At 64.1% G+C, this 25,659-nt stretch carries 23 protein-coding genes and 1 pseudogene; 17 read left to right on the forward strand and 7 right to left on the reverse strand.

The genetic code is table 11. The features are described from left to right. Positions 1–20: 20 nt before the first annotated feature. The 3 genes from KVT39_RS24075 to KVT39_RS24085 all read right to left on the reverse strand — a co-directional run bounded on the left by KVT39_RS24075 (position 21) and on the right by KVT39_RS24085 (position 2,478). Complete coding sequence (locus KVT39_RS24075; RefSeq protein WP_105391328.1) at positions 21–824, reverse strand: SDR family oxidoreductase; 804 nt, start codon at positions 822–824, stop codon at positions 21–23. After that, a complete protein-coding gene (folE, locus tag KVT39_RS24080) occupies positions 824–1,453 on the reverse strand; it encodes a GTP cyclohydrolase I FolE (RefSeq protein ID WP_034181462.1) in 630 nt (209 codons plus the stop codon). The genes KVT39_RS24075 and folE overlap by 1 nt, the downstream gene beginning before the upstream one ends. A gap of 98 nt (positions 1,454–1,551) precedes the next feature. Next, entirely contained in the window at positions 1,552–2,478 is a 927-nt protein-coding gene (locus tag KVT39_RS24085; protein ID WP_217590372.1) for a LysR family transcriptional regulator, read from the reverse strand. A 116-nt stretch (positions 2,479–2,594) separates the two neighbouring features. Between KVT39_RS24085 and pobA the strand changes: the two genes are divergently transcribed. The 7 genes from pobA (at position 2,595) to KVT39_RS24120 (ending at position 9,558) form a co-directional block, all read left to right on the forward strand. Next, positions 2,595–3,827: a 4-hydroxybenzoate 3-monooxygenase gene (gene pobA, locus KVT39_RS24090; protein WP_217590354.1), complete on the forward strand. Its 1,233-nt coding sequence runs from the start codon at positions 2,595–2,597 to the stop codon at positions 3,825–3,827. A gap of 141 nt (positions 3,828–3,968) precedes the next feature. Beyond that, complete coding sequence (locus KVT39_RS24095) at positions 3,969–4,685, forward strand: 3-oxoacid CoA-transferase subunit A (RefSeq protein WP_034181459.1); 717 nt, start codon at positions 3,969–3,971, stop codon at positions 4,683–4,685. 13 nt (positions 4,686–4,698) lie between these two features. Then, entirely contained in the window at positions 4,699–5,355 is a 657-nt protein-coding gene (locus tag KVT39_RS24100) for a CoA transferase subunit B (protein ID WP_047903702.1), read from the forward strand. An 88-nt stretch (positions 5,356–5,443) separates the two neighbouring features. Beyond that, positions 5,444–6,817: a 3-carboxy-cis,cis-muconate cycloisomerase gene (locus tag KVT39_RS24105; RefSeq protein WP_217590355.1), complete on the forward strand. Its 1,374-nt coding sequence runs from the start codon at positions 5,444–5,446 to the stop codon at positions 6,815–6,817. After that, the gene (gene pcaD / locus KVT39_RS24110; protein WP_175959826.1) at positions 6,817–7,602 is read left to right on the forward strand and encodes a 3-oxoadipate enol-lactonase; all 786 of its coding nucleotides are present in this window, start codon (positions 6,817–6,819) and stop codon (positions 7,600–7,602) included. The genes KVT39_RS24105 and pcaD overlap by 1 nt, the downstream gene beginning before the upstream one ends. Positions 7,603–7,612: 10 nt before the next feature. Then, positions 7,613–7,999: a 4-carboxymuconolactone decarboxylase gene (gene pcaC / locus KVT39_RS24115; RefSeq protein WP_217590356.1), complete on the forward strand. Its 387-nt coding sequence runs from the start codon at positions 7,613–7,615 to the stop codon at positions 7,997–7,999. Between the two features lie 200 nt (positions 8,000–8,199). Beyond that, positions 8,200–9,558 carry an MFS transporter gene (locus KVT39_RS24120; RefSeq protein ID WP_217590357.1) on the forward strand — a complete coding sequence of 453 codons (1,359 nt, stop codon included), beginning with the start codon at positions 8,200–8,202 and terminating at the stop codon, positions 9,556–9,558. 57 nt (positions 9,559–9,615) lie between these two features. On the opposite strand, the gene KVT39_RS24125 is transcribed toward KVT39_RS24120, so the two are convergent. From KVT39_RS24125 to KVT39_RS24135, 3 genes and pseudogenes are all read right to left on the reverse strand, one after another. After that, positions 9,616–9,864: a hypothetical protein gene (locus KVT39_RS24125; protein WP_111019268.1), complete on the reverse strand. Its 249-nt coding sequence runs from the start codon at positions 9,862–9,864 to the stop codon at positions 9,616–9,618. Between the two features lie 106 nt (positions 9,865–9,970). Continuing rightward, positions 9,971–10,588 carry a LysE family translocator gene (locus KVT39_RS24130; RefSeq protein ID WP_175749696.1) on the reverse strand — a complete coding sequence of 206 codons (618 nt, stop codon included), beginning with the start codon at positions 10,586–10,588 and terminating at the stop codon, positions 9,971–9,973. Between the two features lie 850 nt (positions 10,589–11,438). Next, positions 11,439–12,653: pseudogene (locus tag KVT39_RS24135) on the reverse strand (IS3 family transposase); the annotation flags it as partial. 721 nt (positions 12,654–13,374) lie between these two features. Here KVT39_RS24135 and KVT39_RS24140 point away from each other — a divergent pair. The 6 genes from KVT39_RS24140 (at position 13,375) to KVT39_RS24165 (ending at position 20,193) form a co-directional block, all read left to right on the forward strand. Next, positions 13,375–14,907 (forward strand): PAS domain-containing sensor histidine kinase, encoded by a 1,533-nt coding sequence (locus KVT39_RS24140; protein ID WP_105391333.1) that lies wholly within the window; start codon positions 13,375–13,377, stop codon positions 14,905–14,907. After that, positions 14,889–16,268 carry a sigma-54 dependent transcriptional regulator gene (locus KVT39_RS24145; protein ID WP_105391334.1) on the forward strand — a complete coding sequence of 460 codons (1,380 nt, stop codon included), beginning with the start codon at positions 14,889–14,891 and terminating at the stop codon, positions 16,266–16,268. The genes KVT39_RS24140 and KVT39_RS24145 overlap by 19 nt, the downstream gene beginning before the upstream one ends. Positions 16,269–16,602: 334 nt before the next feature. After that, entirely contained in the window at positions 16,603–18,333 is a 1,731-nt protein-coding gene (locus KVT39_RS24150) for a methyl-accepting chemotaxis protein (protein ID WP_217590358.1), read from the forward strand. 34 nt (positions 18,334–18,367) lie between these two features. Beyond that, complete coding sequence (locus KVT39_RS24155; RefSeq protein WP_217590359.1) at positions 18,368–18,892, forward strand: hypothetical protein; 525 nt, start codon at positions 18,368–18,370, stop codon at positions 18,890–18,892. A gap of 99 nt (positions 18,893–18,991) precedes the next feature. Beyond that, positions 18,992–19,528 carry a chemotaxis protein CheW gene (locus KVT39_RS24160; protein WP_217590360.1) on the forward strand — a complete coding sequence of 179 codons (537 nt, stop codon included), beginning with the start codon at positions 18,992–18,994 and terminating at the stop codon, positions 19,526–19,528. 269 nt (positions 19,529–19,797) lie between these two features. Beyond that, a complete protein-coding gene (locus tag KVT39_RS24165) occupies positions 19,798–20,193 on the forward strand; it encodes a hypothetical protein (RefSeq protein WP_131945718.1) in 396 nt (131 codons plus the stop codon). 26 nt (positions 20,194–20,219) lie between these two features. Here KVT39_RS24165 and KVT39_RS24170 read toward each other — a convergent pair whose 3' ends face one another. Then, the gene (locus tag KVT39_RS24170) at positions 20,220–20,441 is read right to left on the reverse strand and encodes a hypothetical protein (protein ID WP_175746989.1); all 222 of its coding nucleotides are present in this window, start codon (positions 20,439–20,441) and stop codon (positions 20,220–20,222) included. Between the two features lie 31 nt (positions 20,442–20,472). On the opposite strand from KVT39_RS24170, the gene KVT39_RS24175 reads away from it, so the two are divergent. From KVT39_RS24175 to dld, 4 genes are all read left to right on the forward strand, one after another. Next, positions 20,473–21,614 (forward strand): IS3 family transposase gene (locus KVT39_RS24175; RefSeq protein ID WP_175746988.1). Its coding sequence is split into 2 segments (ribosomal slippage): positions 20,473–20,725 and positions 20,725–21,614, totalling 1,143 coding nucleotides; the frame shifts between segments, so codons are not numbered across the junction. Positions 21,615–21,838: 224 nt separating this feature from the next. Then, the gene (locus KVT39_RS24180; RefSeq protein WP_034181451.1) at positions 21,839–22,186 is read left to right on the forward strand and encodes a DUF4148 domain-containing protein; all 348 of its coding nucleotides are present in this window, start codon (positions 21,839–21,841) and stop codon (positions 22,184–22,186) included. A gap of 321 nt (positions 22,187–22,507) precedes the next feature. Beyond that, positions 22,508–23,419 carry a LysR family transcriptional regulator gene (locus KVT39_RS24185; protein ID WP_217590361.1) on the forward strand — a complete coding sequence of 304 codons (912 nt, stop codon included), beginning with the start codon at positions 22,508–22,510 and terminating at the stop codon, positions 23,417–23,419. A gap of 426 nt (positions 23,420–23,845) precedes the next feature. After that, positions 23,846–25,594, forward strand: coding sequence for a D-lactate dehydrogenase (dld, locus tag KVT39_RS24190; RefSeq protein ID WP_217590362.1), 1,749 nt, complete (start codon positions 23,846–23,848; stop codon positions 25,592–25,594). The last annotated feature ends 65 nt before the right edge of the window (positions 25,595–25,659 follow it).

Consider the following 25,659-nt stretch of genomic DNA (forward strand, 5'->3'; position numbering starts at 1 on the left):
CGGCCGCCGCCGCGCGTGCGTCAGTGCTTGCCGGCGGGCGAGCGGTGCTTGTACAGCACGTCCTGGTCTACACGGATCAGGTTCTGCCCCGCATCCACCACGAAATCCACGCCGTTGTAGGCGTTGCCGGTCAGCAGCAGGATCGCGCTCGCGACGTCGTCGGGGCCTGCGATGCGCGCGAGCGGCGTCGATGCGCGGCTCGCGTGTTCGAAGTCGGCCTGCGTCTGGTCGTCGCTCGGCAGCATCAGCCCCGGGAACACCGCGTTCACGCGCAGCACGGGCGCGCATGACAGCGCGAGCATCTGCGTGAGGTTGCCGAGCGCGGCCTTCGCGACCGTGTAGCTGAAATGGTCGCGGTGAAAGTTTTCCTTGATCTTCTGGTCGACCACATTCACGACGACGCCCTGCGTGCCGGCCGCGCGCGCCCGTTCGTAGAATGCGCGCGTGAGCAGGATCGGCGCGCGGCAGTTGACGGCCCATGCCTGGTCGAACGCCGCGAGATCGAAGCTCGGGAAATGGTCCTGCCAGAACACCGACGCGTTGTTGACGAGCACGTCGAGGCGCCCGAAGCGCGCATACACCTGGTCGATCAGCGCGGTGATCTGCGCGGCATCCGACAGGTCGGCCTGCAGCGCGATCGAATCGTGCCCGCGCTCGGCAATCGCGCGGGCCGCCGCGCGTGCGGCATCGGCCGAACGATCGTAGTGAACCGCGGTGCGATAGCCGTGTGCGGCGAAATACTCGGCGAATGCGCGCCCGGCCCGGCGCGCGGCGCCGGTGACGAGCACGACGGGCGCGTGCGCCGTTTGCTTCGTCGACTCCATTACGTATTCGTCAGGTTGACTGAAGAAGGATTGGCAACGATCGACAGGAATTCGCGCCGCGTCGACGGATCGGTGCGGAACGAGCCGAGCATGCGCGACGTGACCATCTCGACGCCCGGCTTGTGCACGCCGCGCGTCGAGATGCACTGGTGCGCGGCTTCTAGGATCACGCCGACGCCCTTCGGCTGCAGCACGTCGAACAGCGTATCGGCGATCTGCACGGTCATCTTTTCCTGGATCTGCAGGCGCTTCGCGAACGCGTCGACGAGGCGCGCGAGCTTCGAGATGCCGACCACGCGATGGTTCGGCAGATACGCGACGTGCGCGCGGCCGATGATCGGCACCATGTGGTGCTCGCAGTAGCTCTCGAAGCGGATGTCCTTCAGCACGATCATCTCGTCGTAGCCGTCGACTTCGCTGAACGTGCGCGCGAGGATGTCGCGCGGCTCCACCGCATAGCCGGCGAAGAACTGCTCGTACGCGCGCACGACGCGCGCGGGCGTGTCGACCAGGCCTTCGCGTGCGGGATCGTCGCCGGCCCAGCGCAACAGCACGCGGACGGCGGCCTCTGCTTCTTCGCGGCTCGGCCGGGATGCGGCCTGCTCGGGCCGTGCGGATTTTTTACCCATGTAGTGGCTCCATCGAAGGCCGCCTGCGGCGGCCGATATCCGCCAATTGTTTCATGCTTTCGCGGGTCGTGCGTGCCAGCGCGAACAGGCCCTGGCGCTCACTTCGGCCATTCGTCCTGCTCGTCGTTGAACAGCGACGCGACGACGCCGCGCAGCCACGCGGTGCGTGGATCGTTGTGGTACTTGCGATGCCAGTGCTGCTTCAGGTCGAAGCGCGGCAGCGCGAGCGGCGGCTCGACGGGCACGATGAACGCATGCTCGGCTGCATACGCATAGCCGATTGCATGCGGCACCGTCGCGATCAGGTCGGTGCGGCTCAGGATGAACGGCAGGCTCATGAAGTGCGGCGTCTCGAGCACCGCGCGGCGCTGCATGCGCTGCTTCGCCAGGTATTTCTCGAGCACTTCCTGGCTGCGCCCTTCGGCGCGCACCACCGCGTGCCCGCACGCGAGGAACTGCTCGACCGTGAACGGCGGCGTCCGTTCGAGCGGATGGCCGCGGCGCATCAGGCACACGAACCGGTGCGTGAACAACCGTTGCTGGAAGAAGTTGTTGCCGTCCAGATCGGGGAAGTAGCCGACCGCGAGATCGATCGACCCGGCTTCGAGGCCGCGTCCGACTTCGTCGTGCGCGAGCGAGACCGAACGCAGGTTCGCGTGCGGCGCGCGCGTCGCGAACGCCTGCAGCAGCTTCGGCAGGAACACGATCTCGCCGACGTCCGACAGCGCGATCGAGAACGTATGCGTGCTCGCGGCCGGATCGAAGTCGTGCGGCGCGACGAGGCCGCGCTCGATCTGCGCGAGCGCGTCGCGTGCGGCCGGCAGCAGCGCGAGTGCGCGCGGCGTCGGCTCCATCCCGCGCGACGTGCGCACGAACAGCGGATCGCCGAAATACTCGCGCAGCCGGCCGAGCGCCGTGCTCACGCGCGGCTGGCTCACGCCGAGCAGGTCGCCGGCGCGGCTGACGTTGCGCGTGTCGTCGAGCGCGACGAGGTAGGGAATGAGGTTCAGATCGAGCGAATCCATCATCGGGCCAATATCTTCAAAACGTATACAACATATCTCCTGAATCGCGTTGCCGCATAGTCGGGAAAGCGCTCAAATGTGTTCCATTACTCGAACCAATGTTCAGGAGACGAACAATGCGCACCCAAGTCGCGATCATCGGCGCCGGTCCGTCCGGCCTTCTGCTTTCCCATCTGCTGCGCCTGCAAGGCGTCGATTCCATCCTCGTCGAAGCGCGTTCGCGCGAATACTGCGAGAACCGCATTCGTGCCGGCGTGCTGGAGCAGGGCACGGTCGATACGCTGAACGAAGCCGGCCTCGGCGACCGGATGCGCCGCGAAGGGCTCGAGCATCACGGCATCGAGCTGCTGTTCTCCGGGCAGCGCCACCGCATCGACCTGTCCGAACTGACCGGCGGGCGCGCGATCACCGTCTACAGCCAGCATGAAGTCGTGCGCGACCTGATCGCGGCCGGCGTCGAGCATGGCCACCAAATGCACTTCGAAGTCAGCGACGTCGCGCTGCACGACGTCGAAGGCGAACACCCGTTCGTCACGTTCAAGCACGCGGACGGCCGCGCGGACCGCATCGACTGCGACTACATCGCCGGCTGCGACGGCTTCCACGGCATCGCGCGCCAGTCGATCCCGGCCGAGCGGCTGAACACGTTCGAGCGCGTCTACCCGTTCGCATGGCTCGGCATCCTCGCCGACGCGGCGCCGTCGCTCGACGAACTGGTGTACGCGCATCACGACAACGGCTTCGCGCTGTTCTCGATGCGCTCGCCGACCGTCACGCGCCTGTACCTGCAATGCAAGCCCGATGAAAACCTCGCCGAATGGTCCGACGCGCGGATCTGGGACGAACTGCACACGCGCTTCTCGAACGACACGGGCTGGACGCCGACCGAGGGCCGGATCACGCAGAAGAGCGTGACGCCGATGCGCAGCTTCGTGTCGGAGACGATGCAGCACGGCCGGCTGTTCCTTGCCGGCGACGCCGCGCACATCGTGCCGCCGACCGGCGCGAAGGGGATGAACCTCGCGGTCGCCGACGTCCGCGCGCTGTCCCGTGCGCTCGGCGCACGCTACCGAACGGGCGATGCGACGCCGCTCGACACGTATACGGCGACCTGCCTCGAGCGCGTATGGCGTGCCGAGCACTTCTCGTACTTCATGACGAACATGCTGCATTCGTCGCCGGAGGATTCGCCGTTCGTCAATCGCCTGAAGTTTGCCGAGCTGAAATACGTGACGCGTTCGCGGGCCGCCGCGCAGTCGCTCGCCGAAAACTACGTCGGGCTGCCGTTCGATGATGCAGGGACCCCCGAGGCAACCCGCCTTGACAACGCGCTGTGCACGACTCTATGATCGGCCATCGTTCGCTAATCGAATCTAGGTTCGAATAGCGAACAAATGCCGGGGTCGAAATCGGCCCGGCGCGGCACGCGGCACGCGCGTGTCCCCTCGACAGGCCGCGCATCGTGCCGCGGGTTCGTATCAGGAAGAGACATGGTCAACAAGATTTTCGAATCGCTTCAGTCGGCGGTTGCCGACATTCACGATGGCGCGACGATCATGATCGGTGGCTTCGGCACGGCCGGCATGCCGTCCGAGCTGATCGACGCGCTGATCGAACAGGGCGCGCGCGACCTGACGATCGTCAACAACAACGCGGGCAACGGCGAGACGGGCCTGGCGGCGCTGCTCAAGGCGAAACAGGTGCGCAAGATCATCTGCTCGTTCCCGCGCCAGAGCGACTCGCAGGTGTTCGACGCGCTGTACCGCGCGGGCGAGATCGAGCTGGAGCTCGTGCCGCAGGGCAACCTCGCGGAGCGCATCCGCGCGGCGGGCGCCGGCATCGGCGGCTTCTTCACGCCGACGGGCTACGGCACCAAGCTCGCGGAAGGCAAGGAAACGCGCGTGATCGACGGCAAGCCGTATGTGTTCGAGACGCCGATCCACGCCGATTTCGCGCTCGTGAAGGCGTACAAGGGCGATCGCTGGGGCAATCTCGTGTATCGCAAGACCGCGCGCAACTTCGGGCCGATCATGGCCAGCGCCGCGAAGGTCGCGATCGTGCAGGTGTCGGAAGTCGTGCCGCTCGGCGCGCTGAACCCGGAACACATCGTGACGCCGGGCATTTTCGTCCAGCGCATCGTCGAGGTGCCGCAGGCCGCCCATGCGGCCGAGCTGGCCGCCGAACACGCTGCATCGCAAGCCGCTTGAGGGAGATATCCAGATGAAACGACTGACCCGCGATGAAATGGCCAAGCGCGTCGCGCAGGACATCCCCGAAGGCGCGTACGTGAACCTCGGTATCGGCGTGCCGACGCTGGTGGCGAACCACCTCGACCCGAGCAAGGAAATCTTCCTGCACAGCGAGAACGGCCTGCTCGGCATGGGCCCCGCGCCCGCGCCCGGCGCAGAAGACGACGAACTGATCAACGCCGGCAAGCAGCACGTGACGCTGCTCACCGGCGGCGCGTATTTCCACCATGCCGATTCGTTCGCGATGATGCGCGGCGGCCACCTCGACTACTGCGTGCTCGGCGCGTTCCAGGTGTCCGCGAACGGCGATCTCGCGAACTGGCATACGGGCGCGCCCGATGCGATTCCCGCCGTCGGCGGCGCGATGGACCTCGCGATCGGCGCGAAGCAGGTGTTCGTGATGATGGAGCACCTGACGAAGCAGGGCGAAAGCAAGATCGTCGCGCAGTGCTCGTATCCGGTCACCGGCGTGCAATGCGTGAGCCGTATCTATACGGATCTCGCCGTGCTCGACGTGACGGCCGACGGCCTCGCGGTGAGCGAGATCTTCACCGACCTGTCGTTCGACGAACTGCAGAAACTGACCGGCGTGCCGCTGATCGACGCGACGCAAAAGGCCGCTGCCTGAACCGCAGGCGTGCCGGCGCGCGCGATCGAGCGCACGCCGGCACGCTTGGGTGGACAATAGGCGCACGCCGTTTCCCCAATCTGATGCCATGCTCGAAGACAGCGCCCGCCTGACCTCCCTCATCTGCGGCACCGAGCCGCTCAACCGGATGTGGTCGCCGCGCGCGACGATCCAGCGGATGCTCGACGTCGAGGCCGCGCTCGCGCGTGCGCTCGCCGCGCAGCAGGTGATTCCCGCCGCCGTGGTCGCGCCGATCGAACGCGCATGCGACGCAAGCCGGCTCGACGCCGACGCGCTCGCGCACGGCGCGGCGCTCGGCGGCAATCTCGCGATTCCGCTCGTCAAGCAGCTCACCGCGCAAGTGAAGGCCGACGACCCCGAGGCCGCGAAGTTCGTGCACTGGGGCGCGACGAGCCAGGACATCATCGATACCGCCACCGTGCTGCAGCTGCGCGACACGCTCGACGTGCTCGAGCCGATGCTCGATGAAGCATGCGCATCGCTCGCGGCGCTCGCGCGCGCGCATCGCGCGACGCCGATGATCGGCCGCACCTGGCTGCAGCAGGCGCTGCCGATCACGCTCGGCCTGAAATTCGCCCAATGGCTCGATGCGCTGCTGCGCCATCGCGCGCGCTTCGCCGAATTGCGCGAGCGCGTGCTGGTGCTGCAATTCGGCGGCGCGGCCGGCACGCTCGCGAGCCTGCGCGAGCACGCGCGTGGCGTCACGGCCGCGCTCGCGGCCGACCTGAAGCTCGCCGTGCCGGCCGTGCCGTGGCATACGCAGCGCGACCGCATCGCGGAAGCCGCATCATGCTTCGGGATGCTGACCGGTACGCTCGGCAAGATCGCGCGCGACGTGTCGCTGCAGATGCAGACCGAAGTCGGCGAACTCGGCGAGCCGGCCGCCGCCGGCAAGGGCGGCTCGTCGACGATGCCGCACAAGCGCAACCCGGTCGGCTGCGCGGCCGTGCTGACCGCCGCCGTACGCGCGCCGAACCTCGTCGCGACCGTATTCGCGGGGATGGTCCAGGAGCACGAGCGCGCGCTCGGCGGCTGGCAGGCCGAATGGGATGCGTTGCCCGACCTCGCGCGCCTGACGGGCGGCGCGCTCGCGCAGATCGCGCAGATCGTCGCGGGCCTCGACGTCAACACCGAACGCCTTGCCGCGAACCTCGACCTGACGCACGGGCTGATCCTCGGCGAAGCCGTGATGCTCGCGCTCGGCGACCGGATCGGCCGGCTCGATGCGCACCACGTCGTCGAGCATGCGTCGAAGGAAGCCGTGCGCACGGGCGCGACGCTGTTCGACGTGCTCGCCGCCGATGCAACCGTATCGGCCCACCTGTCGCGCGACGCGCTCGCGCGGCTGCTCGATCCCGCACATTACGTCGGCGAGGCGCAGGCCTATGTCGACGCCGTGCTCGCGCTGCATGCGGGCACGACCCAACCAGGAGAACATTGATGCCTTTCGCCACTGTCAACGGCGTGAAACTGCATTACCGGATCGACCGTGCCGCGCGCGACGACGCGCCGTGGCTCGTCTTCTCGAACTCGCTCGGCGCCGACCTGCAGATGTGGGCGCCGCAGATCCGTCCGCTCACGCAGCACTTCAACATCCTGCGCTACGACACGCGCGGCCACGGCCATTCCGATGCGCCGGCCGGTTCGTACACGATCGACCAGCTTGCGGGCGACGTGATCGGCCTGCTCGATCACGTCGGCATCGCGCGCGCGCATTTCTGCGGGATCTCGATGGGCGGGCTGACGGGCGCCGCGCTGGCCGCGCGCTACCCGTCGCGCATCGTTCGCGCGGTGCTGTCGAACACGGCTGCAAAGATCGGCTCGCCGGAAGTGTGGGCGCCGCGCGCGCAGAAGGCACGCGCCGAAGGGATGGCCGCGCTCGCCGACGCCGTGCTGCCGCGCTGGTTCACCGATGCGTTCGTCGAACGCGAGCCGCGCCTGTTCGACGCGATCCGCGACACCTTCGTGCATACCGACAAGGACGGCTACGCGGCGAACTGCGACGCGCTGAACGCGGCCGACCTGCGCGAAGAGGTGAAAGGCATTACGCTGCCGGTGCTCGTCGTGACCGGCGCGAAGGACATGTCGACGCCGCCCGACCAGGGCCGCGCGCTGGCTGCCGCGATTCCCGGTGCGCTTCACGTCGAATTCGACGCCGCGCACATTTCGAACATCGAGTGCACCGGCGGCTTCAACCGCGCGCTGCTCGATTTCCTGACTGCGTGAGGCACCGACGATGGACGACCAGGAACGTTACGAAGCAGGGATGAAGGTGCGCCGCGCGGTGCTCGGCGATGCGCACGTCGACCGTTCGCTCGAGAACCGCACCGAGGTGACCGACGAATTCCAGAACCTGATCACGCGCTATGCGTGGGGCGAGATCTGGACGCGTGAAGGCCTGCCGCGCCATACGCGCAGCCTGCTGACCATCGCGATGATGGTGGCGCTGAACCGCGGCGAGGAACTGGCGCTGCATCTGCGCGCCGCGCGCAACAACGGCGTGACGCGCGACGAGATCAAGGAAGTGCTGCTGCAGACCGCGATCTATTGCGGCGTGCCGGCCGCGAATTCCGCGTTCCATCTCGCGGACAAGATCTTCAAGGAACAGGACGCGGCCGCGTAAGACGGCCGGTCAGGAGCGGTCGGCTGAGGGCGGCCGCAACCCGATCGCGTGGCCCGCTTTCGCAAGCGGGCCGTCGACGACGGGATCGATGAACGCGCCGGCAGAGTATCGGCGCGCGGCACACCGGATGGCCGGTGGGCGAACAAAGTAAGGGCGCGGCAACCATGCCGTATTGCTCATATATATTCAGGAGACACGCGATGAATCGCGCAACCGTGGTCGATGTCCAGACCTTCATCAACGAGCAGCCGTTCGGCGGCTTTCAATGGCTCGTGTTCCTCATGTGCTTCGTGATCGTGCTGCTCGACGGCTTCGATACGGCCGCGATCGGCTTCATCGCGCCGTCGCTGCTCGGCGAATGGAACCTGACCAAGCCCGATCTCGCGCCCGTGCTGAGCGCCGCGCTGTTCGGCCTCGCGTGCGGCGCGCTCGTGTCGGGCCCGCTGTCCGACCGGCTCGGGCGCCGCTCGCTGCTGCTCGGCTCGGTATTCCTGTTCGGTGTCGCGTGCTTCGTGTCCGCGTTCTCGACGACCATCGGACACCTGACGATCCTGCGCTTCATCACCGGCCTCGGGCTCGGCGCGGCGATGCCGAACGCGGTCACGATGATGGGCGAATTCTGTCCGGACAAGCGCCGCGCGACCGTGATCAACCTGATGTTCTGCGGCTTCCCGCTCGGTGCCGCGTTCGGCGGTTTCCTGGCCGCATGGATGATTCCGCATTTCGGCTGGCGCAGCGTGCTGATGCTCGGCGGCGTGACGCCGCTGCTGCTCGGCGTGCTGTTGCTGCTGAAGATGCCTGAATCGGTGCGTTTCATGGTCGCGAGCGGCCAGGCCGTCGACAAGATCCGCGCAACGCTCGCGCGCATCTCGCGAGACGCGCTGAATGCCGGCTCGTTCGCGATGACCGAGGCCGCGCCGCAGACGGGCGGCAAGGGGCTCGGCGTCGTGCTGTCGCGCTCGTACATCGTCGGCTCCGTGATGCTGTGGATCGCGTACTTCATGGGCCTCGTGATCTTCTACGCGTCGATCAACTGGATGCCGATCCTGCTGAAGGATGCCGGCCTGACGCCGAAGAGCGCGACGCTGATCTCGGCGCTGTTCCCGCTCGGCGGCGTGGGCGCCGTGCTGTGCGGCGTGCTGATGGACCGCTTCAACGCGAACCGCGTGATCGCCGTGTGCTATGCGCTGACGGCGGTGAGCGTGTATGCGATCGGGCAGGCGGCCGGCAACGTCGGGCTGCTCGTGCTGGTCGTGTTCGTGGCCGGCGTGCTGATGAACACCGCGCAATCGTCGATGCCGGCGCTTGCCGCCGCGTTCTATCCGACCGAGGGGCGCGGCACCGGTGTCGCGTGGATGCTCGGCGTCGGCCGCTTCGGCGGGATTGCCGGGTCGTTCCTCGTCGCCGAACTGACGCGCCGGCACTTCACGTTCGCGGGTGTGTTCGCGACGATTGCCGTCGCGGGCGTGCTCGCGTGCATCGCGCTGCTGATCAAGCAGATGGCGCGGCCGCATGGCGTCGCGCAGCCGACAGGCAAGATCGAATCGCTCGGACATTGAGCGAAGCGCGGGCCGGCGCGATGCGCCGGCCCTTTGCGAACGGCGCCTTTCGCGCCGCTATTCCTCCGCGTCGTGTTCCTTGACGAAGTTGCGCAGATACGCGCGCAGCGCGGCCTCCCGGCCGCGATGATCGGCGAGGTTCGCGGCGCCCATCTCTTCCTCTTCGCCGAACAGCGTGGGCGGCGCGCAGTAAATGCCGACTTCGATGTTCTCGCGCAGCACGCGGATGTCGTGCGTGAGCGGGCGATACTCGGCGATCCAGTGCATCCCCTCGATGTGCTCGCCCGTCCTCAGCATGGGTTTCATCGGCTTTCTCCCGGCAGCAGCGGCGCGACCGCGAAGCGGCTGCGCGCGCCCGTACCGAAAGGGTACGCCTGCATTACATGAATCTCAACGGGCGCGCTGTATCCGCTCACTGCGGCAGCAGGTGCGCGATGAGCGGATACAGCGACAGGATCAGCAGCACGGCCATCGTCACGTTGAAGATGCGCAACGCGCGTTGGTTCGACAGGAAGCGGCGCAGGCCGAGGCCGAACGCGGCCCACAGGCAGATGCACGGAAAGCCGATCAGGATGAACACGACGGCCATCCACGCGGCGTTCATGCCGTAGTCGGCGGACAGGCGGACCGTCGTCGCGGCGGTCAGCACCATCATCCAGGCTTTCGGGTTGACCCACTGGAACGCGGCGGCTTCGACGAACGTCATCGGCCGCGGCTTGCCGCCGTTCGCCTTCACTTCGCCCGACGTGCCGATGCGCCACGCGAGGTAGAGCAGGTACGCGACGCTTGCGACTTCGAGGATCGTGTACAGCAGCGGCATGCGCTTGAACGCTTCGCCGAGGCCGAAGCCGACGCAGAGCATCAGGATCGCGACGCCGATGCTGATGCCGAACAGGTGCGGCATCGTGCGGCGGAAACCGAAATTGACGCCGGATGCGAGCAGCATCGTGTTGTTCGGGCCGGGCGTGATCGACGTGACGAGCGCGAACAGCATGCCGGCTGGCAGCGCGCTCAGGGTGAGGAATTCCATCGCGGATTCTCCATTCGATTCGAGACTGGGATGGAGGTCAGTTTAGCGACGGTTGGCGGTACAGTACCGATACAGTTGGATTGACGATTGCCGGTACGGGAGGGGTTAGGGCCGGCGACGGTGTGTGTGTTTGTTTGTTGTCTCTCAGAAAAGATGTCCGCAGTCTCGATATGTTGTCTTTGAATAAAAGGCGACATCTCGGCGACTGTCAGCTCAATTTATGCCATTCCGAGCGGATACGAGGTCAATCGTTGCAATCGAAGAACTTTTGCGCAATTTTCGATCGATAACATCGTATCGTTGACGTCTCATTTGACAGTGAGCGCAGCGGTTTCGCCCCCGGCGTGTGTGCAAGGTCGCCGGGCTGTCTTCGTTGCAGGGTGCCAGTGCAGTGGGGGGAAGTTTTGTGGCGAGAGTCGGCACACGATCTTGGGAGTTCGATCTTTCTCGACACGAGATAGCGGGTACTAATGCGGCGTCTTGTGTTGCATCGATCGCTCATGGTTCGCCATCAGCTTCTAGCGGCATGAACGACCGATGCAGCGTCTTCGTCAGAGAGCGCTGCTAAGGCGCGCTCTTAGCCCAACAGCCAGCGAGTGATATTGGCGATAACGCGCCGGATGCCTGATCGCTCTGCCGGTCCTGCCGGTACCGCTTGAATTGCAGGCGCTGCATCCATGGGGGCACGTGCGGCATCCCTGGATGAGCCAGCATCGTGGCCATAATGCAAAGCTTTTGCTGCTTTGTCTCGTCGCACCTCAGCGTCGACCATCTGACGTGTCCACGGGCCTGCCTCTCGGACGACATTTCGACTAATCACGTAATGTGATTGGCATGGCAGGTTGCTGTCGGCCACTGTCTCGATCGCTGCATCGAGCATGGTATTCACAAGCTCGGCGTCCGGACGCGTGCCGATCGACCAACTGACAACGAGCCCATCGAAGCAATCGATCACAGGCGATAAATACACCTTGCCGGCTGGAATCTGGAATTCCGTAATGTCGGTGAGCCACTTTTTATTCGGCGCTGCCGCCCGGAAATCACGATTGATGAGGTTCTCTGGCGCGGGGCTTATTTCTCTTTGATAGGAGCCGTAGCGACGCCGGTGGGCACTGCCAGCGGCCAAACCTTCTTGGCTCATCAAACGTCGCACGACTTTCTCCGATATGAAGACCCGCTGCTTACCGAGCGCCGCGCGTATCCGGCGATAGCCGTAGCAACGGTAATTGAGTTCGAAGATGTCTGTGATGACACGACGCACGCCAGCATACTTGTCAGCGACAAGCAGTCGTGCGCGATGGTAAAAGTAGGAACTGCGCGCAAGACCCAATACGGCGAGCAGTTCTGGCAGTGCATAGATTTGCCGCAAGGCATCAACCAGCGTCGTCTTCTCCCGATTGCTCAGGAGCCGCGGGTCGATGCCCAGGCCTTTTTTTAACAGTTCATTGGCCTTCTTCAGGATGTCGTGTTCGAGTTGCAACTGCCGTATGTCGCGTCGAAGCGATTCCAGCTGCTGCTCCAGTTCCGCCCGCTCAGGGGCCGATGCCAGATTCTTATGGCGTTTCATGGATGCCGGAGCCTCACGACCGAGTAGCTTATTTTGCCAGTTGTATAGCGTCGGCCTGCTCACGCCTATCTTTTCCGCGATCACGCGTGCACCTCCGTTTCTGGTGCACAGCTCAATGACCGCTGCCTGCTTCAACAGTGGGGACGACGGCACATTCGGAGCATTGCTGACAAGACGTTTCCGAATATCGGGGCGCAGCTCGTGGCCCCACGCGGCCAGCACTGCGCGACATGGATACCCCAGTGCTCTCGTGGTCCCGGCAAAATTGCAGCCATGACTCAAATAATGGTCGACCGCGATCTGCTTCTGTTCGGCGGAGTATCGTGGCCTGGAGCGGCGGTAGCCCGCCGGCAAATCGCCGGCCTCAATGAACGCACGGTACCATCGTGCCAAGTTCTTGCGCGAAGGATATCCCAGCTCGCGAATAGTTGCCGATGCGCTCCTACCGTATTTGATGTAGAGCCGAACCGCTCGAACGCGGTCTTCGTACGAATACATGAACTACCTCCAAGGTAGTCCAAGATTCTGTCCGCACCCCCTTGGCGGTTTGCTTTCGTTGAGCCAGATCCACGATCACGTGCTCGGCGTCGGCCTGCGTGATCTTGCGTTGCTTCTTGCCCGGTTCGGCGTCGTTTCGATTGGTGCGCAAGCGCAAACGATTGCACAAAAGACGACAATAAAAAGTTTATGTACCATTCAGATAATAAGGATCACTTCAAGATAAGAAAAGAACCTGGTCTGACACATGACTTTCGTTATCTACCTAGGGCTTGCGTGAAACAGAACGCTCGTCTCCATGTGCCCCGCGTGAGTGTTTCCGAGCGTCCACATCCCGGATATTGCACGCACCGGCTTCCAGAATGCATCGAGCTTGGCCGAAATCGGCGGTCTCGTCCGTCGCTCGATCGTGCTGGACGAGGATGGCAACCCATCCCCAGCCGGCATTGGTCGGCATGAGTACACACGAGGGCTCGCGGGCGGACGGTTGGAGTGTGTTGAAGTCCATCGATTGTTGTCTGCCAAAACCAGACAAACGAGCAATGCGAGTCCGTGCGTACCGCATACCATCGTGTGCTTCAAATGCGACCGACCTGTCACATCGTCCCCACGGCCGCCATACTATCCTTGACCGAACGTCGATGCGGGTGCGAACGCGATTGCACCGCATTCCGCAGACCATTTCCATGAGAACAGACGTAGCACCATTCACCGCAAGACCATGACGCTAGTCAGACCGAAATTTTCAACTCAATTGTCGCTACTCAGGGCACTTGCCGCAGCGTTGTGCGCATCGCTGGTCGCAATCGTATGGTTAATGGCGAGTTGCACCGAAGGCCACCGGATCGCATCCGCCAAGCAGCGCGCGAGCGACGCGTGCGAGGCGATTGCTTCCGACTACACGCTGTCGTTGCCGCATTCGATGGAGCCGAACGCTCAACTGTTGCACGACGTGCTCAACGCGACCCTTGTCGCATCCGCTGGTATCGAGGGGGGATTCTGGCGGGCTGCCGCGTCGCGTTCCGCGCCGCCGGCGAGTGCGTCGGAGAAAGCCGGTGGATTCCTGGCTTACGCGTTTCCGTCGTACCCGGGCAGCGGCATCAAGCGCGATATTCCGGAGGCGGAAACGCCGCTGATTCTGAGCGCGCTTTCCGCAGCGTCCACCGGCACTCGTCCCGCCGCCGAAATAGTCGGACGAAATCGCGAGGCAGTCATCGCGACCGCATGTCCCGTGAACGGACATACCGGGCTCTACGCGTGGACACTTGCGCGCGCGCAATCGATGTTGGTCCGTGACGGTGACGCCATCGTATCGACATTCGCCGTCGTTCTGGCAGCTCTGTTCGCCGTTTCCTTGTATCTCGCCTTCGCACTGGCCGCATGGAGCGAGAAACTGGTGAGGCTCGACACGGCGCTCTCGAACGACGCCGAAGAATCGGCCGGCAGTATCCGCTGCCCGGGCGACCCGGAACTGGATCGGATCGCGCACGCGATCAACCGCTGGATTGCGCGTGAGCGCGATTCTCGCGAGCAGGCGAGCGAACTGGAAACACGCCTCGCTCAGGCTCATCGTGTCGCGCTGCTCGGCACACTGGCCGCCGCGGTTGCCCATGAAATTCGCAATCCGGCTGGTGCGATACGATTGAAAGCCGAGAATGCGCTCGCCGGCGATGCCACTCGGCAGCAATCGGCGCTGCGCTCGATATTGGGCCAGATCGAGCGCATCGAAATCCAGGTATCGAGGCTCCTGGCGCTCACCCAGCCCGTTACGCCGCGCATGGAGCCGGTTGATCCAGCCACGTGGCTTCCGGAAAGCGTGCAGACACACGACGAGCTCGCGCGCAGCCAGGATGTCGCGTTGACGGTGGCCTGCAATATGCGGGCGGAATCCACCAGCGAAACGACCGATCGCCCCGTATTCGACCCCGCCCAGATGCGTCGTGCGCTCGACAATCTGATCGTCAATTCGCTGGCGCACGTTCGCCCGGGCGGCAAGGTTCACATCGAAGCCAGCCGTCGAGCTTCGCCATGCGGCATGCGTTTCGTGCTCGAAGTCGCCGACGACGGCCCCGGCGTTGCCGAAACCCAGCGCGCGCGCATCTTCGAACCCTTCGTCAGCGCGCGGCCCGGCGGCTGCGGGCTGGGTCTCACTCTGGTTCGAGAGATTGCATCGTCGCACGGCGGCAATGCCTATCATACCGCCACCCCTACTGCCTGCTTTGTCATCGATATTCCATGGCGACCATCCTGCTGATCGACGACGACGATGCCTTCTGCGAAGGATTGTCCGAAACGCTGACCGATCTCGGTTACGAAACCCTATGTGCCGGCACGGGCGAGCACGCGCTCGCCTGCGTCGAACAAGGTCTGCAACCCGCATGCATATTCCTCGACATCAGGTTGCCCGACATGGACGGAATAGCCGTGCTCGAGAAACTGCGGCGCGTCCATCGCCTCGCGACGGTACCCGTCGTGGTACTGACCGCCTATGCCCGCAGCGGCAACACTATCGCTGCCATGCGCCTCGGCGCCTTCGACCACTTGACGAAGCCGGTCGGTCGCGACGATATCTCGAGCCTGCTCGAGCGCATCTTCGCGGTCCATCTGCCGTCCGATGCCGCTTCCAATGCGCAGGCGAATGTCGACGCATTCGACGAGCCTGGCGGTTCGGAGCCACGCTTGCTTGGCATCAGCGCGGCGATGCGCGAAGTACAAAAATGCATCGGCCGCGCCGCGGCGTCGGACGCGACCGTTCTCGTCACCGGAGAAACGGGAACCGGCAAGGAAGTCGCGGCCAGGGTGCTCCACGCTGTGTCATCGCGTAGCGCTGGCCCGTTCGTTGCCGTCAATTGCGCCGCGATTCCTCATGAGCTTCTCGAAAGCGAGCTCTTCGGCCATTGCAAAGGCGCTTTCACGGGCGCCACGGCCGCACGGACGGGCCGAATCGTCGAAGCCCACGGCGGCACGCTTTTTCTGGACGAGGTCGGCGACATGGCGACCTCCATGCAGGCTAAGCTGCTGCGCGTCCTGCAGGAACAGCAAGTCACCCCGCTCGGCGTCAACCGGTCCATTGCGGTGAACGTCCGCGTGATTGCGGCAACCCACCGAAACCTGCGGACCATGGTCGCGAACGGAACGTTTCGCGAAGACCTGCTTTATCGGCTAAACGTCATACCCATTCATCTGCCGCCGCTGCGCGAGCGGCTGGCCGATATCCTGCCGCTCGCAGTCCATTTTCTCGACACGACGTCGAGCTCGGGTACAACGAAGCGGCTGTCCGTTCAGGCAGAGCGTCGCTTGAACGCGTATGCGTGGCCAGGCAACGTACGCGAACTGCGCAACGTGATCGCGCGCGTGAATGCGCTCGCGCCCGGAGCCGTCGTCACCGAACGCGATCTCGCGTTTCTCGACGAGCCGGGTGTCCCGTCGCGCGACCCGCTGCTACCTGCCGCGATGCTCAATCGTCCGCTGTCGGAAGCACTCGCCGCCATCGAGCGCGAGATGATCCTGCGCACGCTGGGCCTCACCGGCGACAATCGCGCGGAAGCAGCGAAGCGGCTCGGCATCAGCCGTCAGTCTCTGTACACGCGCATGGCGAACCTCGACATCGGTTAGCGTCCGAATTCCGGACACGCTTGTCCGGGCGCGTTGACACGCTTGCTGCCGCACTGCCGGCAAAGCCTTGTCCGACGGCACCCTTTATGTGGCACACCGCTTGCATGTATTTCCCGGGAACGATCTCGCAGATCGCACCGGGCATGCAGTGCTCCACCCTTCGCGAACGGCCGCGAAGCAATCGAAGCACGGCACCGGTCCCTGCGTGGTCGCGATATCAACAACGGGGGCGCGGATAAGCGTGGACGCATGTCGACGCCTTCCCGACCCCGACGTTCATAACAAGCACAGCCACAACCGCCCGATCAGGGCGAACGACAGGGGAAGACCAAACATGAGCGTTGGACAATTGACCGTGCGAATGAAACTCGCGCTGACCTTCGGCATGATGGCCGCGCTGGTGGTTCTGGTTTCGGTGCTCGCACTCGGTGCGCTCGGGGACGAGAACGACAGCTTCGCCAGCTACGTCGACGGAGCGCGTGCACGCGCGGAGTTGACGGAGAAAATTCGTGCGGCGGTACTTCGGCGTGCGACCGCCGTGCGTAATCTCGTGCTCGTGACGAAGCCCGACGATATCGAAGCAGAACGCGTTGCGATGACACAGGCGCACGAGGAAGTGCAGGCACGGCTTCGCCAACTGAACGAAGCAATCGCCACGAATCCCGACGTGACGGCGAAGGCCCGTGCGCTGGTGGCCGAGATCAACCGCATCGAGTCGCGATATGGCCCGGTGGCCGTCACGATCGGCGACGCTGCGTTGCATGGCCAGCGCGACCAGGCGATCGCGATGATCGTCGATCAGTGCCGGCCGCTGCTGAACGAACTCGTCGCGGCAACTGGCACCTATGTCGATTTCGCGAGCAATCGGGCGGCTGAAAGCAAGCAGGCGTCCGTGCAACAGTACGGCAGACACCGCGCGCTGCTGATCGGCATCTGTCTCGCCTCAGTCGCGGTCGCCGCCGTTGCAGCGTTCCTGATCACGCGCAGCATGACACGTGCGCTCGGCGCGGAGCCCGGCGACCTGAGCGACGTCACGCGCCGCGTCGCGGCCGGCGACCTCGGCACCGTCGATGGCGCCGCGGCTGCGCCGCGGGGCAGCGTGCTCGCATCAATGGGAGAGATGCAGGCGAGCCTCGTCCGGCTGATCGGGCAAGTCCGTACCGCCGCGGACGGCATCGCGACGGGATCCAGTCAGATCGCGGCGGGCAACCAGGACCTGTCGTCCCGCACGGAGCAACAGGCGGCGGCGTTGCAGGAGACGGCATCGAGCATGGAACAACTCACCGCCACCGTGCGTCAGAACGCGGAGAGCGCGCAACATGCGAGCGCCCTGGCCGGCGGTGCGTCGGACGTTGCGCACAAGGGCAGCGCGGTGGTAAGCCAGGTCGTGGAAACCATGACCGACATCAGCCACAGCTCTTCGAAGATAGCCGAGATCACCGGGATCATCGAAGGCATCGCGTTCCAGACCAATATTCTCGCGCTGAACGCCGCCGTGGAAGCTGCCCGTGCGGGTGAGCAGGGTCGCGGCTTCGCCGTCGTGGCGAGCGAAGTGAGAAGCCTCGCGCAACGTTCATCGAGTGCAGCCAAGGAAATCAAGGCGCTGATCGGCGCATCCGTACAGAAGATTCAGGACGGCTCGCGTTTTGCCGACGATGCGGGCCACACGATGGCCGAAGTGACGAAAGCCGTGGCGCGCGTGACGGACATCATGGGCGAAATCGCCGCGGCGTCCTCCGAACAAAGTCGCGGAATCGAACAGGTCAACATCGCGATCACGCAGATGGACGAAGTCACGCAACAGAACGCGGCACTGGTGGAAGAAGCGGCGGCCGCGTCGAAGTCGCTCGAAGATCAGGGCCATCGATTGACCGAGGCTGTCTCGTTCTTCCGCGTCGGATCCGCGGATAGCCACGCATACGAGCAGCCGGCGGCGCACCGGGGTGCAATAACCATGGCGGTCGTGCCACGGCCGGTTCGAGCCGGCCGCACGCCCGTGGCGGAGGCAAAAACACCGTCGCCCCGTGCCGCGGCGAACACTGCATCAGACTGGACCGCCTTTTGATACGGCGCGAACCATTCCGTTTTCGGAACATGCGATGACAGAACCCAAAGCGACCGTATCGGATGCGCCGCGCTGCGACGACGATGAAGAAGCCGCAGTGCCGGTGCCGGTCACGTTCCTGCGCGGCGATGAGGGGAACGGTATCGAGATCGCGTTTCGGACACGCCTTCTCGAACTCGCTGCCGCGGTGGTAGCGGCTTGTGTCCGATCAACCGGTCGCAGTGTCGAAGAAGCGGCAATCGAATTGACCGCGCTTGTACAGCGCGCACCAAGCGAAGCGAAAGCAATCGAAGGCCAGCCTGCCTCGTCCGCACAGGAAATTCGTGTCGCCGCGCATCTCGCCGGCGACTCCATCTGCATGACGACCCAAGCCGTCGGCACCGCGGCGCGGGTGACAGGTATCGGAGGCCGGATCGCCACGACCTCCGTGAACGGAACAGCGGCATCGAGCAGATCGACGACACGATCCCTCTGGCGGGCGAGGCCTCATCGCCGGACGCGACATTGGTGGAAGAGGCGGCGGTCAACTCGAAACCCTTCGAACACCGGCCGTCCTTAATCGGGACGAGAACGACATCCTCGCATGTGTGAGCGCACGCGACGGGCAACTGAAACGCCAATTGATTCGGCACGAACCATCCTATTTGGGGAGCATGACATGACGGAAGCAGTTGAAATCGGGTACGTCGCGTCCGTATGCGATGGCGCCGACCAAGCGACCACGCAGGTATTTGTCTCCTTCGTGCTCGGCAACGAGGAATACGGAATCGATATCTCGAGTGTCCGAGAGATTCGCCCCTATATAGAACCGACGCCCGCCACCGATGCGCCACCGTTCGTCAAGGGCACGATCAATCTGCGCGGCCTCGTCATACCGATCGTCGATCTCCGAATGAAGTTCTCGCTGAACCCGGCCAACGACGCCGTACCGACCGCCATCATCGTACTCAATGGTGCAGAACAGGCGGTCGGTCTGATCGTCGACTCGGTGAGCGGCGTCGTCGATGTCGATCTCTCTGCTCGCCGCCCTGCGCCGGCGTCCGGGACCGCATTGCAAATGGAATTCATCGCGAGTCTCGCCATCCACGAAGGAGACGACGGCGAACAAGTGATAATCCTGCTCGACATCGACCGACTGATGGAAACGATTGATGTCGGCGCGCACAGGAACTGTCCGCGCGTGGCTCCAGAGTGAATCGTGCGTCGCACGATTGTCCGACCCCGCGACTGCGCCGAGGCGTGCGGGCAGTCCTCTGAACGAAGTTGAGGCTTGCATCCCGCACGCCGTGTCGGATATGTGATTGGCGCGGCGTATTCCAAGCGCCCGTCTCTCCGCCCATTTCAAGCCGTTGATCCGCGCGATCGATCCGGGTTCCGGCCCGATCGATCCAAGGTCCGCTGTTTGATCGGATATGTAATTCCGCGATCGACCGACTTGGCGATCATTTAACATATGTTCAAGCGATGACAGCAGACAAGCAGCGATCGCCGACATGGCGGCCCATCCAGTTTTTGCCGATCCTGTTCTATCTGGTCGACGCTCAACTGGACGAAGCCCGGGCGACCCACGACAAATTGACCCGACACATCATGGAAGAACGCATCCCGGACCGGGCGATGCTCGAGCGAGTCAGGCATTACTACACCGAGCAACGAAAGCTGTTGCCGATTCAATACGAGCAATTCATGCGTTGGCAATGGGAAGCCATGACTGCGGAGCAACGGGAAATGCTGAGTCGGGCCGGTGCGCACGCGGATCAACTCTCCGCGCTATTCGATTCGCTCATCGCGTTGCTCGACGAGCTGTCCCAGGCAACATCCGGCGTCACGAGGCCGAACGATTCGTCGACGTTCGCCTAACCTCGATTTGAGCCGGCGCCATGAGCCTATGCTTGCGGGTTTTCCGCTTCAACCCGCCGAGCGATTGCCCCGGTGCTGGCGACACGGATTTCGCTCATCGTCTCGTTGATGCAGCGGATATTCGCGAACTGGACAACGCCATACAGCAATAAGCGAAAAATGACGAACCGTTCGCTTTTGCCATAACACAAATAAGATTGACCCTGACCCAAGAAATAGTCCGGTTCAAAAGTAGAGAAATTCGGCATGATGTGTCCACGCGGACACGAAGGCCATGCCATGAAGACGAGCAAGTTTACGGAAGAGCAGATCGCATTTGCACTGAAGCAGGCGGAGCTGGGGACGAAAGTCGAAGAGATCTGTCGCAAGCTCGGGATCAGCGAAGCGACGTTCTACAACTGGAAGAAGAAGTTCGGAGGGCTGGGGCCCTCCGAACTACGCCGGCTGCGGCAGCTTGAAGAGGAAAACGCGAAGCTGAAGCGGCTCGTGGCGGACCTGAGCCTTGATAAGGCCATGTTGCAGGACGTCCTGGCAAAAAAGCTCTAAAGCCGGCCCGTCGGCGCATGTTGATCGACGAATTACGCGATCGCTATCGAACCAGCCTGACGAAGACCTGCGCATTGTTCGGCATGTCGCGCTCGCTGTATCGATACCAGTCGATCGCGCGTGATTCATCGGCACTGCTCATGCGTATCAAGGAGATCACCGCCACACGCGTGCACTACGGGTATCGACGCGTTCACGTGGTCCTGCGACGGGAAGGCTGGCGAGATAATTGCAAGCGCGTCTACAGGCTATATCGGGCGGAAGGCCTGTCGCTGCGGCATAAGCGCCCACGACGCAACAAATCGGCTCGGCTACGACAACCCAAGCATATCGTGACGGCAATCAATGAAATCTGGAGCATGGACTTCGTTGCAGATGCATTGTTCGACGGACGACGTCTTCGGACACTGACCGTCGTCGACAACTACACACGGGAATGCCTGGCCATCGAGGTCGGCCAGAGTCTGAAGGGGGAACACGTAGTCGAAGCGCTGACGCGTATCACCGCCATGCGCGGGCTCCCTGCTACGATCAAGGTCGACAATGGCAGCGAGTTCATCTCGAAGGCAATGGATCGCTGGGCATATGAACATGGCGTTGAACTGGATTTCAGCCGGCCGGGCACGCCCACTGACAACGCCAAGGTCGAAAGCTTCAACGGGCGCTTCCGTCAGGAATGTCTGAACGCGCATTGGTTCTTGTCATTGGCTGACGCGCAGAGCAAAATCGACGACTGGCGCACGTACTATAACGAGGTTCGTCCCCACTCCGCATTGCAGTGGATGACACCCGCCGAATTTGCCCGTCAGGCAAGGGAAACCGCCTCGCCCGACAACTCAACCAAGCCGGAAATCTCCATTTCCGACCGGGACTAATTCTGGTTCAGGGTCACGGGAATTTCCGCGTCCAGGCCCAATCGGTGCGACTCCGCCGGCGTTCCGGGGGGCTGCTCCGTGGTCCATGATTCCATGAGCAAGCAGCAACAATCTCTTCCTCGCCGCCCTATAACTCTCGAGTGATCGCCTGCCTAGACTTGAGTCATCGGTAACGAACAAGGTGTTCGAAGCCAGACAACCAGACAAAGTCGGAGGTAAGTATCATGAAGAACCTGATTCAAGCCGTTGTTGTTGCTGCCGCCCTTGCTGCTCCGGTCGCCGTTTTCGCTCAGAGCAGCGCGCCGCTCACTCGCGCGCAAGTCCGCGCCGAACTGATCGAACTGGAAAAGGCGGGCTACAACCCGGCAGTCGGCGAAGACCCGCACTATCCGGAAGACCTCCAGGCTGCCGAAGCTCGCGTGGAGCAACAACATGCGCTTGCCCGTGCGCAAGGTGTCGACAACAGTGGTATCGGCAAGGACGCGCAAGGCGCCGTTGCGTCGGGCAAGCCTGCGAAGGTGGTGGCCCCGCGCGCCAATGACGAAATGAAGTCGCTGTATCGCGGTCACTAAACGCCGATTGAACGGCGCTGCCTGCGAGCGGGATGCCGTCCCCGGCGGTCCCGCGTCAAACCCGCGGCTCGCTATTTCGATCCTTGCGCGATCGTTGCAATAGCGAGCCGATTCCAGTTCGATAATTCGAGCGTCGTGCCCGGGCTGGCGGCCGGGCACGTTTCGTCGAGCCGTGTGCGTCACCCCCATCGTCGCGGCGAACGGCCTCGATGCGCTTCCTGATATGCCTCCGAGGAGGTGCGGTCCGTCCGGATGTAGACGCGCCGAGTCGGGTTAGAATCGCCCGCCCGATCCTCTACGCCTTCCCGAGACGAAAACCGTATGGAATTCCGTCAGTTGCGCTACTTTCTCGCGGTGGCCGAGTATCTTCATTTCACCGAGGCCGCCGAGTTTCTCGGCATCGCGCAACCCCCGCTCAGCCAGCAGATCCTCAAGCTCGAACGCGAAATCGGCACGCGCCTTTTCGTACGCCATCCGCGCCGGGTCGAACTGACGGACGCAGGCCGGCTGTTCAGGGAGCGCGCGAGGCGTATCGTCGAAGAAGCAGAACTGGCGCTCGCGGAAGCGCAAAACGCCGGTCGCGGCGAAAGCGGCCGGCTCGTGCTGGGGTTCGCCGGCTCGATCGTGTTCCATCCGCTCGTCGCGTCGCTGATGCAACGCTACCGGCGCGACTATCCGGGCGTGCTCATTCACTGCGAGGAGAGCAACAGCCCGGCGCAGGTCGACAAGGTGCTCGAGGCACGTGTCGATGCGGCGTTGGTGCGTTTGCCGGTGGATTGCCGGGACCTGGCGGTGCAGCCGCTCGTCGAAGAGCGGTTTCTGGCGGTGTTGCCGTCCGGCCACCGCCACGGCGGCGAGCCGGTGCTCGCGTTGCACGCGCTGTCCGACGATCCGCTCGTACTGTTTCCGCGCGCGATCGGCCCGGCCTTGTATGACGCGATCGTCGGCGCATGCTGGACGGCCGGCTTCACGCCGGCCATCGGAATGGAGTCGCCGCAGATTCCGGCCGCGGTGAATCTGGTCGCGGCGGGGTTCGGCGTCACGCTGATTCCCGAGTCGGTGCGTCAGGCGCCGACAGGCGGCGTCACATACCACGCATTGCAGGGCGAACCGCTCCGATCCCCGATCGCGCTCGTCCACCGGCCAAGAGAAAAGTCGCCGGTGATTCATCACCTCGTACGCGCCGTTCGTGCGCTCGCTCGCGAAACGGCCGACCGCACCGCCTTGCCGTGACGGACCTCGCCGACGGCTGGCGCTGTCGCTAGCAGCCGTGCGCCAGCCGGCGTAACGCCGCAGGCCGCGCGTGCGCCGTCTCCGGGCGAGCATGGCGTTTCCGTCTCGTCCCCGCCACCTCCGTGCTTCCGATGCTTCGCGCGTGCGACGCTGCCCACGGGTGTCTTCGCTCGTGCGGCGCGGCACGTGCACGTCTTCACGCGCGCGCCGCGCACCCTCACGTGCCCCGTGGACCGCTGCGCCGTACAACGATCGATATGCATTTCGTCTTGAAGTCGCGTCCGCGCGATATTGGACTTCACCGGCTCGCACGCCTAGCCTTACGGGATTCGATCGGAGTGCGGTTCGGCGGTGCGCCGGCCGCCGCGGCGCCGTTCAGTCCATTACCCGCGCGCATCGCGATGCGCGGCCAACAGGAGAATTCACGTGTCAACCGTTTCAGGCGAATCGTATTCGCCGCCGACGCCGCGGAACAGGCGGCAGGAGGCGTTCATTCATTCGCTGACGGAAATCGTCGGACACCAGGAGGTGCTGACGAAGGAGCCGGATACCCGACGGTACCGGACGGGCTTCCGGTTCGGCGATGGTCGGGTCCTGGCGGTGGTGCGGCCCGGTACGCTGCTCCAGCAATGGAAGGTGCTGCAGGCCTGCGTGGCCGCCAACGTGATCGTCATCTGCCAGGCGTCGAACACCGGGCTGACCGGCGGATCCACGCCGGACGGCAACGACTACGACCGCGATATCGTGATCGTCAGCACGGCCCGGATCCGGACGGTCCACGTCATCAAGGGCGGCACGCAGGTGATCTGTCTGCCGGGCGCGACGCTCGATCAGCTCGAGCAGACGCTGAAGCCGCTCGGGCGCGAGCCGCATTCGGTGATCGGCTCGTCGTGCATCGGCGCATCGGTGATCGGCGGTGTCTGCAACAACTCCGGCGGCGCGCTCGTGCAACGCGGGCCGGCTTATACGGAGATGGCCCTCTTCGCGTGTGTCGGCGCGGACGGGCGCCTGGCGCTCGTGAACCACCTCGATGTCCGTCTCGGCGCCGTCCCGGAGGAAATCCTCGCGCGCCTGGACAAGGGCGAGTTCGCGGAGAAGGACATCGTCGACAGCGGCGCGTCCGCGTCCGATCACCGCTACGCCGAGCACGTGCGGGACGTCGATGCGGACACCCCGGCCCGTTACAATGCCGATCCGCTGCGGCTGCACGAAGCGTCGGGCTCGGCGGGCAAGGTCATGGTGTTCGCGGTGCGCCTCGATACGTTTCCGATCGAGGCGGGTGCGAAGGTGTTCTATATCGGCACCAACGACATCGACGAACTGACCGACATCCGCCGCCACGTTCTCACGCAATTCAGCCGGCTGCCGATCTCGGGTGAGTACCTGCACCGCGATGCGTTCGACATCGCGGAGAAGTACGGGAAAGACACGTTCCTGATGATTCATCACTTCGGCACGCAGCGCATGCCGATGTTGTTCGCCTTCAAGAGCAAATGCGACGCGTGGTTCGACCGGCTCGGCTTCCTGCCCCGGCATCTGAGCGATCGCGTGATGCAGGCGGTCAGCCGCCTGTTCCCGAAACACCTGCCCAAACGCATTCGCGACTACGGGACGCGATACGAGCATCACCTGATGCTCAAGGTGTCGGCCGATACCGCCGACGAAGCGCGGACCTACCTGACCTCGTTCTTTGCCCGGCACACGGGCGCGTTCTTCGAATGCACGCCGGCGGAGGGTGCAAAGGCGTTCCTGCACCGGTTCGCGGCCGCGGGCGCGGCGATCCGTTACCGCAACGTACACACCCGTGAGGTCGAAGACATCGTCGCGCTCGACATCGCGCTGCGCCGCAACGACCGCGACTGGTTCGAAACGCTGCCGGACGAGATCGACGCGCCGATCGCGATCAAGCTGTATTACGGTCATTTCCTCTGCCACGTCTTCCATCAGGACTACATCGTCAGGAAGGGCAACGATTGCCTCGCGCTCGAACACGCGATGTGGAAACTGCTCGACGCGCGGCGCGCCGAGTATCCGGCCGAGCATAACGTCGGGCACCTGTACCACGCGAAGCCCGCGCTCAAGGCTTTCTACGAAGGGCTCGACCCGTGCAACTGCTTCAATCCGGGCATCGGCCAGACGTCGAAGTTCGCGAACTACCGCGAAGCACACGACTGATTCGACGCGGGGCGGCGCGCGCGTGTCGTTCGAACCGGCGTGTGCGGCCCGCGTCAGCCGGTCCT

The organism is Burkholderia sp. GbtcB21, assembly GCF_019091065.1.
GTDB lineage: Bacteria > Pseudomonadota > Gammaproteobacteria > Burkholderiales > Burkholderiaceae > Burkholderia > Burkholderia pyrrocinia_C.